Origin of the sequence: Asticcacaulis sp. (assembly GCF_051954415.1) — a bacterium.
Taxonomy (GTDB): Bacteria; Pseudomonadota; Alphaproteobacteria; order Caulobacterales; family Caulobacteraceae; genus Asticcacaulis.
This window is the reverse complement of sequence record NZ_JBQCHT010000034.1, coordinates 109,266-123,110: the sequence shown is the minus strand read 5'-3', so window position 1 is coordinate 123,110 and position 13,845 is coordinate 109,266. Positions and strand designations below refer to the sequence as shown.

6 protein-coding genes are annotated in these 13,845 nt (G+C 60.4%); 1 reads left to right on the top strand and 5 read right to left on the bottom strand.

The window, feature by feature from the left end; translation table 11 throughout:
• Nucleotides 1-5 precede the first annotated feature (5 nt).
• Nucleotides 6-6,098 carry a DEAD/DEAH box helicase gene (locus ACTHND_RS12120; RefSeq protein WP_440178205.1) on the top strand — a complete coding sequence of 2,031 codons (6,093 nt, stop codon included), beginning with the start codon at nucleotides 6-8 and terminating at the stop codon, nucleotides 6,096-6,098.
• 579 nt (nucleotides 6,099-6,677) lie between these two features.
• On the opposite strand, the gene ACTHND_RS12115 is transcribed toward ACTHND_RS12120, so the two are convergent.
• The 5 genes from ACTHND_RS12115 to ACTHND_RS12095 all read right to left on the bottom strand — a co-directional run bounded on the left by ACTHND_RS12115 (nucleotide 6,678) and on the right by ACTHND_RS12095 (nucleotide 13,845).
• Entirely contained in the window at nucleotides 6,678-8,699 is a 2,022-nt protein-coding gene (locus ACTHND_RS12115; protein WP_440178204.1) for a heavy metal translocating P-type ATPase, read from the bottom strand.
• Between the two features lie 100 nt (nucleotides 8,700-8,799).
• A complete protein-coding gene (locus ACTHND_RS12110; protein WP_440178203.1) occupies nucleotides 8,800-9,768 on the bottom strand; it encodes a cation diffusion facilitator family transporter in 969 nt (322 codons plus the stop codon).
• A 45-nt stretch (nucleotides 9,769-9,813) separates the two neighbouring features.
• A complete protein-coding gene (locus tag ACTHND_RS12105) occupies nucleotides 9,814-10,242 on the bottom strand; it encodes a hypothetical protein (RefSeq protein WP_440178202.1) in 429 nt (142 codons plus the stop codon).
• The gene (locus ACTHND_RS12100; RefSeq protein WP_440178201.1) at nucleotides 10,239-10,556 is read right to left on the bottom strand and encodes a DUF190 domain-containing protein; all 318 of its coding nucleotides are present in this window, start codon (nucleotides 10,554-10,556) and stop codon (nucleotides 10,239-10,241) included. The genes ACTHND_RS12105 and ACTHND_RS12100 overlap by 4 nt, the downstream gene beginning before the upstream one ends.
• Before the next feature lie 55 nt (nucleotides 10,557-10,611).
• The gene (locus tag ACTHND_RS12095) at nucleotides 10,612-13,845 is read right to left on the bottom strand and encodes an efflux RND transporter permease subunit (protein WP_440178200.1); all 3,234 of its coding nucleotides are present in this window, start codon (nucleotides 13,843-13,845) and stop codon (nucleotides 10,612-10,614) included.

Here is a 13,845-nt window from a genome sequence, read left to right as displayed (position 1 = left end):
TTCAGATGACGCCTTTTTCGACACTTGAAGACATCAATCAACGTGGGGCCGAAGCGATTATCGCGCAATCAGGCCTTAGCCACGCCGGTCTGAAGGCCGAGTTGCGCGCCTTGTTCTCAGGGGCTCGCGGCGCCCATGGCCGCCTGATGTCGGAGCCGGTCCTGGAGGCGGCGCATCCCTACATACCGGCGGAAAATACACTGGCCGAAGTGCCGGCGGATGTGCTCCACCCGCGTTTCGTAGAGATCGTATCGGGTCTTGATGAAAAGGATGAATATCGCTTTCCGGGGCAACGCCGCCCCTTCCGGCACCAATATGAAGCCTGGCGCACATTAAGCGATCACAAAAAGCCGCAATCCGTACTGGTGACGTCCGGCACCGGCTCGGGCAAGACCGAGTGCTTCCTGTTTCCCATTCTCAGCGACCTGACGCGACAGGCGCAGGCGCAGAATGCGCCTTTGGAGGGGGTGCAGGCGCTGATGCTGTATCCACTCAATGCCCTGATCGAGAGCCAGAGGCTGCGTCTGTCCGCATGGACCCGACCCCTGAATGGCAAGGTGCGGTATGCCCTGTACAATGGCGACATGGACAATGACCTGAAGGCCGATTTGCGTCGGTCAAACCTGCAGGCGGAGCCTGAGCGGGTTCCCGACCGCAAAACCCTGCGCGAAACCCCGCCGCCCGTACTGGTGACCAATATCACCATGCTGGAATATATGCTGGCTCGCATTGAAGATCAGCCGATAATCGAAAAATCCAGGGGCAAGCTGAAATGGATCGTCCTCGATGAGGCGCATTCGTTCGTCGGGGCGGCGGCGGCTGAAATCGCGCTCCTGCTGCGTCGGGTGCTGCTGGCGTTTGACGTCAGGCCGGAGGAGGTGCATTTCGTGGCGACCTCGGCCACCATCGGGGAAGGCGTGGATACGCTTCAGCGGCTGAAGGCGTTTCTGGCGGAGATCGGCGGCATAGGTGACGATCAGGTTCATGTCATCGAAGGTGGCCGTCAACTGCCGGGTCGTCCGTTGGGGGGCGGAGGACTGACCGACCTGGCATCCCGGACGCCGCAGGCACTTTATGACGGCCTGGGCAGTGACCCCGATATCTGGTCTTTGGTCGAAGGGTTGCTCAAGGCTGCGCGGCCTTTGTCGGCATTTGAGCCCCTGGCCCGGCGTTATGGCACTGAGACGGAGGATTTTATTGCGCAGCTTTCACGCGCCGCGCGCAGCCATCCCGCAACGGGTGAAAGCGAGCGATTATTGCCGCTGCGCATCCATGCCTTTGAACGCTCGGTGCCGGGGATATGGGCCTGCCTGAACCCGGATTGCGGACCGTCCATTCCTGATTGGCCGTTTGGTCGCCTGTTCAGCGAACGCGCTGATCAATGCCCCGACTGTCGGTCGCCAACTCTGGAGATATTGAGCTGTATCGATTGTGGTACGCCCATGCTGACGGCGGTGGAAGGTCGCCAGGGGCGGCTTGTGTCGCCCGGCCGCCCGGAGAGCCGTGATGAGTTCGCGGCGGAGGCGGCCCGTGATGTTGATGAGGCGGACGATGATGAAGCGTCCCCGGGTGAGGTGCCTGAGAATGAACCGGTTACCTCACGTCAGCACTATCTTATGTCGGCCAAGCCCAGCGCGGCAGCGCGTATAGAGCACGTCGATCTGGCCACCGGATGTATTGTCGGTCAGCCGGGTGAGGGCATCCGGACCTTCCGGGTGGAACTGCGTAACGACGGTGACGTCCATTGCCCATGCTGCGGGGCGAATCCCCGCAACGGCGCCGTTATCCGGCCTCTGCGTTTCGGCGCGCCCTTCATGATCGGTAATGCCGCGCCACTGCTGCTCGACGGTGTGGCCCCGAAAGTGACGGACAACTCGGCGCCATACGGCGGGCGTGGGCTGCTGTCTTTTACCGACAGCCGCCAGGGAACCGCGCGCATGTCGGCCCGGATGCAAGCCGAAGCCGAGCGAAACTTCGTGCGTTCCTTCATCTATCACAGCGTACAGCATTCCCTGACGGCAACCCAGGCCAGTACGCCGGAGGCCGAAAACATACGCAGCCAGTTGGCGGCTTTGGCAACGGTGCCTGTGCCACCTCCACCGGTGCTGGCGATGATCGAAGACTTACAGCGCAAGCTGGCTGGTCTGACGCAAGCGAACACTCAGGGGATAGCCTGGAACGATTTGATAGACAGGCTGTCGGAGCGCATCGAGACGCACCAATGGATCGCCGAAGTATGGGGCGGGCGTGAGGCGGATTATAACCAGCCGCGTCGTTTGGCAGAATTTCTCATCTTGCGAGAACTGGCCCGCCGTCCCCGTCACGCCAACTCCGTGGAAACCCTGGGGCTGGCGCGCCTGCGTTTCCCGATCATCGATGAGTGCGGCCATGTGCCGGATGTCTTCCTAAGACATGGAAAGTCGCTACAGGATTGGAAAAATTATCTCTCCGCGATTGTGACTCATTTCGTGCGAAACAACCGCTGTGTCGATTTCGCAGATGTGCATCGTAACTGGCTTTTGCCGCGGCAGGGGCAACCGCCAAGGCCCGGATATCTGAAAGGGCTTTTGCCTCCAGGACAGAGTTTTGACGGCACCTCGCGCATAAAATGGCCTGTCGCTCACCGTCAGAAAGGCAACCGATCTGGTCCCGTGGCGATGCTGGTGCGCGGACTGGGGCTTGATCTGACCAATACGGGCGACCGTGATGACCTGGATGATTGTCTGCGTGCGGCGTGGGATCGCATCTCCATGCTGCTTAGCAGCAATCCGGATCGCCGGGGACTCGATTTCACAAAGGCTTTTGTTGCGCCGGTCACAAAAGCCTGTATCTGCCCGGAAACCCGACGCCTGCTTGATGTCGCACCTTTCGGCCTGACGCCCTATGGCCAGGGCGATGCGAAAGTGGAAAAGCTCAAGGTGGATGCCGTGGATATGCCTTCACACCCCATGCCGAAACTCGGGCAATTCAGCGAAGCAGAGGCGTCGGACGCCATCCGCGACTGGTTGTCCGCCGATGCTGTCATCCAGACCCTGCGGGAGGGTGGGCAGTGGAATAATATTACCGATCGTGTGGCGCACTTTGCGCAATACGCCCGCTCGGCCGAGCATTCGGCGCAGCAGCCGTCAAAGGTCTTGCGCCGTTACGAAGAAGACTTCAAGGACGGCCAGATCAATATACTCAACTGTTCGACGACCATGGAAATGGGGGTCGACATCGGGTCGGTATCCACCGTGATGATGACCAATGTTCCGCCTTCGATCGCCAACTACCGTCAGCGTGTTGGCCGCGCCGGTCGTCGCGGGCAGGCCATGTCTCTGGCTTTCACCTATTGCAAGGATCGGCCGCTCGATCGTGAAGCGTTTTCAGCGCCCCTGAAATATCTGGACCGCGGCATGGCGCCGCCGAAGGTAGCCTTGTCCAGCCGCCCGATCGTGCAAAGGCACGTCAATGCCTGTCTTCTGCGCGCCTTCCTGATTGAGCGTGCAGGTGATGCCCTGCGCATGAAGATCGGGGCCTTCATGGGCTGCGCGCCGCAGATTGGCGAAGCGCGGGTGAAGCGGGAGGAGCGTCCCGTAGGCCGCTTCAGCGAATGGCTGGAGCTGCCTGATACGCGCAACCGTCATATGGAGGCGCTCCAGGGGCTGGTGGCGCGGTCCGTACTCGAAGGCGAGACCGGGCTTCTGGACGATGCGAAAGCCGCTATCGATGAGGTAGAGGCGCGATTTGTTCGGGAGTGGCAGGGATTTCAGGATCTGGCCAGGGAAGAAGGCGGGGCGGCCAGACAGTCACGCATGGGCGTGGAACTGAGCCGGCTTTGCGACGACTTCCTGTTGAGTGCCCTGGCGGATCGCGGCTTTCTTCCGGGGCATGGCTTTCCAAACCATGTGGTGACCTTTATCCCGAAAAAGCCGCCGCATTCGCCGGAGGCGACAGATGGTCGGCGGTCGTTTCGGGCTGTCGGGCCGCAACGTTCGCTGGATCTGGCCATTCGTGATTACGCACCGGGTTCCGAAATCGTGCTGGACGGGTTGGTGCATCGCAGCGCCGGCGTCACGCTCAACTGGAAACGTCCGGCATCCGAGGAAAAGGTGAGCGAGGTGCAATCGCTCGGCATTCACTGGCACTGCGGCGATTGCGGCGCCAGCGATTCAACCAAACGCTTTCCCGATGTCTGTACCGCCTGCGGATCGACAAACCTGGATCAGACGGAGTTTTTGCGCCCGGCGGGCTTTACCGTCGATCCACGCGAAAATTACCATGCAGACACGGATACGATCAGCTATGTGCCGGCACGGCCTCCGGAGGTGTCCACGCGCGATGCGCCATGGCGGGCCCTGCCGTGGCCGGATACCGGGCGGATGCGTCAGTCGCGCACCGGTCGCGTCTTCTATGCCAACCATGGTCCGGAAGGGAATAAATACGCCCTTTGCCTGCATTGCGGACGGGCGGAAGCCGAACCGCCGGAAGGCAGCGATCACCAGCCCTTACTGGAGCACAGGCCGCTGCGCTGGGGACGCACCGAAAGCCACGATCGCTGCCTGGGCAATGACAATGCCTGGAAGATAAAACGTCACATTGCGCTGGGACATGAGATCACCACGGATGTCGTCGAGTTGCAGCTTGCCCGGACAATGAGCGAAGGCGCGGCCAATGCCCTGGCCATTGCCTTGCGTGAAAGCCTGGCGCGACAATTAGGTATCGAGGCCGACGAGATGGGGTTTGCCACGCGCATGATGCCTGGGCCCTATGCCGCTGTTTCTCCCTCGCTGCTGTTGTTCGATAAGGCGGCGGGTGGTGCAGGTTTCGCCGTATCAATCGAGGACTATCTCGAATCCGTTCTGAAGGGGTGCGAAGATATACTCGACTGCCGGACGCCTGGGTGTGTAAAAGCGTGTGCCGCCTGTGTGCTGACCTCGGATGCACCGGATCGTGAAGATGCGCTCGATCGCGTCGAAGCTCTGGATTACCTTCGGGCTTATCTGCTGCATAAGGCGGAATTGGCACCGGAAGACCGGCTGGTGCCGAATGCCCGGTTGTCGATATCCGTTCTTAATGAAATCGACCGCGCATTAAGGGCAGAGACACAGGCGCGGCGTCTTTATGTTTACCTGCCGCCTGACGCGGATCTGACCGGACTGAATGCGTGGGTGGCGGCATCCGATCTGGCAATCTGGAGTCGCAGGGGCTATCCCGTCACCCTGGTCGCGCCGCCCGATTGGCTGAAGTCCCTGGATGTCGCCAGTCGCATGACGCTGAGGGATTTTGTGCTCAGATCGAACATCTCGCTGGCGAGCGGCCCTTCGCCACTGGAGGGCGTCGCGGTACTGGCTGTGGTGGAGGGGCCTTCCAGCCGCCAGGTCTGGGCCTGCCGCGAGGCCCAGGCGGTCGAAATCAGCGCCTATTGGGGGCAGGCGCCCAATGCGCCTGTCATTTGCGGTACCCTGGCTGTGCAGGTGGATGCCATGCCGGTTGTGCTCAATACACTGCTGCCCAAGCCAGGTGCCCGGTTCAAAACGATAACCGCTGAACTGGATCAGATGATCGACCGCTGGGGAAAGGTCATGGCGCGACATATGCTCGATCAGTTCAAAGCCTGCGGTGTAACCGTGGTGGGCAATATCACAGAACTGACCTATTACGATCCCTATGTCCGCAGTCCCATGGTTGGACGGTTGTTCCTGGATACGGTCGCGGCCTTGCAGGATATCAATGGCACAAAGATCCCGGTGACACTTAAGACCGACGTACCCGTGAGTGACCGCGGCTCCCCCTGGCTGATTACCCATGCATGGAGCAACGGAGAGGCTGCCGCGGAAGGGCTCACGGCTTATGCCCGGCGGCTGGGTATCGATCTTACGGTGGAGTTGCAAAGAGTTCCGCATGGCCGTTACATGCTTTTCCGGACCGCGCAGGGGCGCGAGATGCAGATCGTCATGGATCAGGGATTTGGCGCGTGGTCCTTGCCGCGCGGCAGCGATCAGCGCTTCCGTTTTACGGCAGATCCAGACACGCAAGCGGTGGAGCTAAGCGCTGTCAATGGACTTGTGCAGAGGCAGAGCCACAGCCTTTCCTATATCGTGGCTGTGGCGGAATAGTGAACCGTGGCGTTTGTCCGTTGTCGCACCTTCCAGGCCATGACAGCCACATCTGGACGCGTAAATCCCTGCCGCGCGCCTGATTGAACAGAGGTATCATGCCTCGCTTTTCTGCTCGGTGAAGGACATCAATACGGTACTTCACTGAACTGGATCAGATGGCTTTCGCATATCTGGTGGAAAATCATCGCGTCCCGTAAAAGCCACAACGCATTGAAATATTGCATGATATTTAAATTCGGATATTGCGCATTTTATGTTATCAGTTTGCCAAATTTGACCATCACCTAAATTGTGCTGTTAAATCAATTGGATAATCCAGATAAATTTTCTGTCGCCCCCATGATGGACTGGACGGACTTTCAGAAAATATAATTAAAAAACAGATATATAAGTCTGTGGATAAATTTTATGATGTACTAAATGCTGTACCTCTCGATCAAAAATGCCAATCAAAACAATTATATCTCCGATTTGGCGAAAGTACATCGCAAATCGGAGCAAATCGGAACGAACGGGCGTAAATCCGCGTGAAACCCTTGCAGACGGAATGCGGCACTAGATAAGGGCGTGGCCGGACTAGAGTTCGGCATTTCCCGATCCTTTCCAGGCCAGCAGCCTCATGGCATTCAGAGTGACGAGCACTGTTGCGCCCGTATCCGCCAGGATCGCCGGCCACAATCCGGTGATGCCGATGATCGTTGTCACCAGGAAAACGGCTTTCAGGCCAAGGGCTATCGTGATGTTTTGCGTGATATTGCTCATGGCGGACTTCGACAGTCGGATCATGTCGGCAATGTCTTTGACCCGGCCGTGCAGAATAGCGGCGTCGGCCGTCTCCAGCGCGACATCTGTGCCGCCACCCATGGCAATCCCGATGTCGGCTGCAGCAAGCGCGGGTGCGTCGTTAATTCCGTCCCCGACCTTGGCGACGACTTCGCCCTTTTCCTTCAACTCCTTGACGATGGCTTGCTTGTCTTCCGGTAAAAGTTCGGTGCGGGCATCCATGCCGAGTTGTTGTGCTATCGCAGTGCCGGTGCGCTTATTGTCCCCCGTCAGCATCAAAGTTTTGATGCCGAGGTCCTTAAGCGCGTCCAGACCCGCCATCGCGTCTTCACGCGGCTCGTCTCGAATGGCCAAGTATCCGACGATCTCACCGTCTACCAGCACGACCGAAACCGTCTTGCTGTCGTCGTTCAATTTCTCGATTTGTTCCTTGTCTTCGGGGGCCAGCCTGACCTTCTCTTCTACGGCCTTCGGGGAGAACAATGCCACTTCCTTGCCGTCGACCTTGCCAACCACTCCCTTTCCGCCCATGGCCTTGGCGTCCTGAGCCGACCCGTGTGCGATACTTCGTGATTTGGCCTCGTTCAGGATAGCAACCGCCAGAGGATGGCTCGAACCGGACTCCAGGGCGGCAGCCAGCTTCAGAAGCTCGACGTCGTCTATGCCCTTGCCGATGATATCGGTCACCTTGGGCTTGCCCTCGGTCAGCGTGCCAGTTTTGTCCATCGCGACGAATGAAACCTTTCGGAAGGTTTCGAGCACGGCGCCACCCTTCATCAGGAGCCCGCGCTTCGCGCCGGCGGACAGCGCTGCGGCGATCGCTGCCGGTGTGGAGATGACAAGCGCACAGGGGCAGCCGATGAGAAGGACGGCGAGGCCCTTGTAGACCCATTGCGACCAGGGGGCGCCCATGGCGAGCGGCGGTATCACCGTTACCATCGCTGCGAAGACCATCACGCCAGGTGTGTAATATTTGGCGAACTGGTCGATGAAGCGTTCGGTGGGGGCCTTGGACTCCTGGGCCTCTTCAACGAGCTTGATCACCCGCGCGATCGTGTTGTCCTCGGCGGTTGCCGTAATGCGGACCTTCAGGACCCCTTCGTCATTTATGGTGCCCGCGTAGACCTGATCGCCGACGCCCTTCTTTTTTGGAACGGACTCACCCGTTACCGGGGCTTCGTCGATCGCACTTTCGCCTTCGATGATCTGGCCGTCGGCCGGGATGCGATCGCCAGGGCGGACTATCACGATGTCATCGAGCTTCAGCTCCGACGCCTCGACCTTGACCGGCTTTCCGTCTCTCTCGACCGTGGCTTCCTTGGGAACGAGTGTGGCCAGCGCCTTGATGCTGGCGCGCGCCCGACCGGCGGCAAAGCCTTCGAGCAGCTCGCCGACCAAGAAAAGGACGATAACTACTGCCGCCTCTTCCGCTGCATTGATGACGATTGCGCCGATCGCGGCGACCGTCATCAAGGTTTCGATGGTAAAGGGGTATCCCTTGGTCATGCCCTTGAAGGCGCGCCCGGCGATGGGGACCAGGCCGACCAGCATCGCTACGATGTAGCCCCAGGGCGCGGTCTGGGGAAATAGCTTGGCGATCAAGTAGGCAATTCCGAAAGCAGCGGCACAAAGCAGCGTCAGGCGCGCCTTGGCGGTCTTCCAGATCGGACCTTCTTCCTCCTCGTGATCGTGCCCGTGCAGGCCTTCGAGTTCATCGTCTTCGTGCTGGTGTTCCGGGTGCACCTCGTGCTTTCCCGCAGGGGTCTTCTTGAATTTCTTGTCCTCGTCCGGAGGGCAGAATGGATCGTGTGCCATGACATAGACTTTCGATTGAGATCAGGCCGTCCGGATTTTCGGACGCTATTATCTGTCGTGGAATTCGAGTAGACGCCGGTTCTCCACCGCCCGGTCGGTGCTACAAGCGCGTGTCCGGTTCGAGTGCACATTGATCACCCGTGTCCCCCAGTTCGATCTGGACAGTTGCGTGGTTTATGGCGAAGTCTTCTTCCAACTCGTGGGCGAGGTGACGAAGGAAGGCGTCGCCGGGGTGTCCGCCTGGCATGACCATATGCGCGGTCAGGGCGGTGTCAGTCGTGCTGAGCCCCCAGATGTGAAGGTCATGAACGCTGCTGACGCCTTCCTGACCTTGTAGAAATTTCCGGACCTTGTTCGTATCGACGCCGGTCGGAACGGCGTGAAGGGACAGATTCATGGAATCCTTCAGAAGTCCCCACGTGCCGAGCATGATGATGACAGCGATCACAAGGCTAACAACCGGGTCGAGCCAGAGCCAGCCTGTAGCGAGCATGACGGCTCCTGAGATAACGACCCCGGCCGAAACGGCTGCGTCCGAGGCGAGGTGGAGGAATGCGCCACGGACGTTGAGGTCGCCTTTCGACCCGCTCATGAACAGGAGGGCGGTGAAGCCGTTGACGAGGATGCCGATCCCGGCGACGATCATAACCGTGACGCCGGCCGAAGGCTCAGGGTTCTCGAAGCGTAGAATGGCCTCCCAGGCAACACCGCCAACCGCCACGAGGAGGAAAACCGCGTTGGCAAGGGCAGCGACAATGGAGGCGCTGCGCAAACCGTAGGTGTATTTTCCCGAAGGCTGGCGTTTCGCGAGGATGGTGGCGCCCCACGCGACGAACAGTCCGAGGACATCCGAGGCGTTGTGTCCGGCATCGGCGAGCAACGACAACGAATTCGCCTTCAATCCGTACAGGACTTCTCCGCCGATGAAGAGCGAGTTGAGGAGAATGCCTACCAGGAACGCGAAGCCGAAATCCCTGGGCGTTTGGCTATGACCACTTGGACCATGCGAATGCCCGTGGTCGTGGGGATGCGAGTGTTTGGGATCGGAATGGTCGTGAGTGTGAGCCACGGTGTAAACTCCTCGATGTCGTAGGACCTGCCTGGATCAGGCCGGTTAAATGGGACTGGCCTGCCCGGTAAGGCTTTGGCAGATATTGCGTTGCCGGGTGATGTGGTCGGCGGCGGCCGTACCGTACTTGCGGGAGATCGCCGCCAGTCGTTCGGTGCATTGCTGCATGAGAGCGGGCGCGGTTGCGTCGTTCGCTTTAGCCATCTGCCAGCAGAGCTGTCGCATCTCCCTGACTTCGGCGCCGGGGTCGTTGTCGATCTGGGAGCGGCGGCGGGCGCCGCCGTTGCGATAGTCCGCGTTCTGATGTGCAGGCCAGATCGCTTCGGCTTGGCAACGAAAGCTCAAGGTTCTGCGGGCTTTCGGGTCCTGGACGCTTTGACCCGGAAACGGACCCGTGGGGACGGTGGCGCATGCTTGAAGCGCCACCGTCATCGCCGCCAACCCAGCGACAAAAGGAAGGGGGCGCCGGGTCATCTGTCACCCACCCTTAAGATTGCAATCGCCTCCATGGTGATGAGGGCGATGCCGTTGATGTCTTCCAAACTGTTCACGAACGCCTGGAGTTTTTCGTACTCGTCGATCATTTCGATAACGACAGAACGTTCGTCTTCCAGGATGTGCCTGGTGCGCAGGTGAGCGGTTCGGCCAAACCCGAGGCGGGCATCGAGTACCGTGGCGCCGGCAATGCCTTGGTCCCTGGCGCGTTCGCAGATCAGTTGGAAGACCTTGGTGGAGCCAGAATAGGCGTTTTCACTGGTGTAGAGTCTCAGCAGTTTGCTGGTGTCCATGGATTTCACTCCTGTAGGTGTCTCGGCGCGCATCACGGCGCCGAGATCTTGTGGCTTATGCGGGGGGGGTCACTTCGGTGGGCGCCGCTGCGGCCGACTTGGTGCGCTTCTTTTGCATCGCGCCAAGGACAACGGCAGATATCGCCGGAAGAACCAGAAGGGTCAGGAACGTCGCGCCGACGAGGCCGCCGATGACGACGGTCGCCAGCGGCTTCTGAACTTCGGCGCCGGTACCGTGGGCCAAGGCCATCGGGATGAAGCCGATGGCCGGGACCAGGCCGGTCATGATGACCGGGCGGACCCGCTCGAACATGCCGTTGATGATGGCCGTTTTCAGTTCCACGCCACTCTCGATGTGGCTTCGGATGTTGCTCATGACGACGAGGCCGTTGAGCACCGCCACACCTGACAAACAGATGAAGCCGACTGCCGCCGACACTGAGAACGCGATGCCGGTTGCCGCCAGGGTGAAGACCCCGCCGGCGAGGCCGAGCGGCACCGCCGCGAAGACCGCGATCGCACGTCCGAAGCTGCCAAGCGCCAGGTAGAGGAGGCCAAAGATTGCCAGGAAGCAGATCGGCACGACCAGCATCAGGCGGTCGGAAGCCGCCTTCAGATTCTGGAACTGGCCGCCCCATTCGAGGTAGGAGCCGGCAGGGATTTGCACGGCTTCGACCTTCGGCATTGCCTCGGCGACGAATGAACCGACGTCACGACCACGCACGTTGGCCTGGATGACGACGCGGCGCTTGCCGTTTTCGCGGGAGATCTGGTTGAGACCGTCCGTGAAGCTGAAGCGCGCCACCTGGCTCAAGGGGATAGTGCCCTTGCCCTCTGGAAGGACAATCGGTAGGGCCATCAGTTCGTCGAGATTGTTCCGGGTCTGTTGAGGAACCCGGACCATTATCGGGAAGCGACGGTCGCCTTCGAACACGAGGCCAGCCTCACGCCCGCCCATGGCGGCCGAGACAGTGTCGGCGACGTCCTCAACGGACAAGCCGTATTGCGCTATGGCCGCCCGGTCGAACTTAACATCGAGCGTCGGCGAACCGCCGGTCTGTTCGGCCTTGACGTCGGCAGCGCCAGGGATCGACTGCAAGACCGAAACGATCTTCGCGGCCGAGGCCGACATCTTGTCGAGGTCGTCGCCGTAGAGCTTGATGGCGACGTCGCCGCGCACGCCGGCAATCAGTTCGTTGAAGCGAAGCTGGATCGGCTGGCTAAGCTCGTAGGCATTGCCGAGCTGAGCGTTCGCAGCCTTCTCGATCTGCTCGACCACCTCAGACTTGTTCTCGACGCCCTTGGGCCACTTGTCCTTTTCCTTTAGGATGACGAAGCCGTCCGAGACGTTGGGCGGCATGGGGTCGGTGGCGACCTCGGCCGTACCGGTCTTCGAGAACATCAGTTCGACTTCCGGCAAGGCCGTAACGGCCTTTTCGACATCGAGCTGCATCTTGAGCGACTGTTCTAGCGAAGTAGATGGTACTCGCGACGATGACAGGGCGACGTTCTTCTCGTCGAGCTGCGGGATGAATTCCTGACCGAGCGTCGTGTAAACGACGGCGGACAGGATAAACACGGCCGCACCGCCGGCGATGAACCGCCAGGGCTTGGCGACCGCCATCTTGAGGAAAGGCTCGTAGACGGACTTGGTCTTGCGGATAAGCCAGACGTCTTTCTCGGCAACCTTACCCCGGATGAGGATGGCGACGACAGCCGGCACGAAGGTCAACGACAGCACGAAGGCGGCTGCCAGAGCCAGCATGATGGTGATGGCCATCGGCGAGAAGGTCTTGCCCTCGACGCCCGAGAAGGTGAAGAGGGGGGCGAAGACGAGGAAGATGATGGCCTGGCCGAAGATGGTCGGCTTGATCATTTCCTGACCGGCCGCCATGGTTTCTTCCAGTCGTTCCTTCAACGTCAGCAGGCGGCCTTCATGGTGCTGTCGTTCCGCCAATCGCCGCAGACAGTTTTCGATGATGATGACACTGCCGTCGACGATCAGGCCGAAGTCCAGGGCGCCCAGGCTCATCAGGTTGCCTGGCACCTTGAAATAGTTCATGCCGCTGGCCATCATCAGGAACGAGAACGGGATGATGAGCACGGCGATCAGCGAAGCCCGCCAGTTGCCCAGCAGCAGGAAAAGGGCTGCGGCGACGAGGATGGCGCCTTCGACCAGGTTGCGCTCGACCGTCGAAACCGTCGCATTGACCAGCTTGGAACGGTCGAGGGTCGTCGTGATCGAGATGCCGGCGGGGAGGGACTTCTTGACGTTGTCCAGACGCTCACCGACCGCCTTGGCGACTGAACGGCTGTTCTCGCCGATCAGCATCAAGGTGGTGCCGACAACGACTTCGTGGCCGTTCATGCTGGCCGCGCCGGTGCGAAGGTCTCCGCCGACCGAGACATTGGCGATATCACGGACCGGGATACCGACGCCGTTGCGGGTGGCGACGATGGCGGACGAGATTTCCTCTTGGGAGCGGATACGGGCGTCGGCGCGGACTAGGAAGGCCTCGCCGCCGCGGTTGAGATAATTGGCGCCTGCCGAGAGGTTCGAAGCCTCAAGTGCCTTGGCCAACTCCGAATAGGAGATACCCAGCGCCGTCATGCGCGCCGGATCGGGCTCGACGACGAACTGCTTTTCGTAGCCGCCGATGGAGTCGACCCCGGCCACGCCCTGAACGGTCCGAAGCTGGGGCGCGATGATCCATTGCTGGACCGTTCGCAGATAAGCGGCGCGCGCCACATCGGTTGTCAAACGGTCGCCTTCCGGTGTCAGGAAGGACCCGTCGGACTGCCAGCCGGGCTGGCCATCGACGACCTTGGCGCCTTTGCCGCCGGGGTTCGTGAAGTCGACGGAATACATGTAGACTTCGCCGAGCCCCGTGGTGACCGGTCCGATGGACGGTTGGACCCCGTCCGGGAGGCTGTCGCGGGCCTGGGTCAGGCGTTCGCTGACCTGCTGGCGGGCGAAGTACAGGTCCGTCTTGTCCGAAAACACGGCGGTAACCTGGGAAAAGCCGTTACGCGACAAGGAACGGGTGGTTTCCAGCCCAGGGATACCGGCCAGGGCCGTTTCCACCGGGAAGGTGACCCGCTTCTCCATTTCGATCGGCGACAGGCCGGAGCTGACCGTATTGATCTGGACCTGGCGGTTTGTGATGTCGGGCACGGCGTCGATCGGTAGCTTCGTGAGCTGCCATGCCCCGAAGGCGCCGATCAGCACCGTCAGGATAAGAACCAGCCATCGCGCGCGGACGGACAGGTTGATGAGATTGCCGATCAT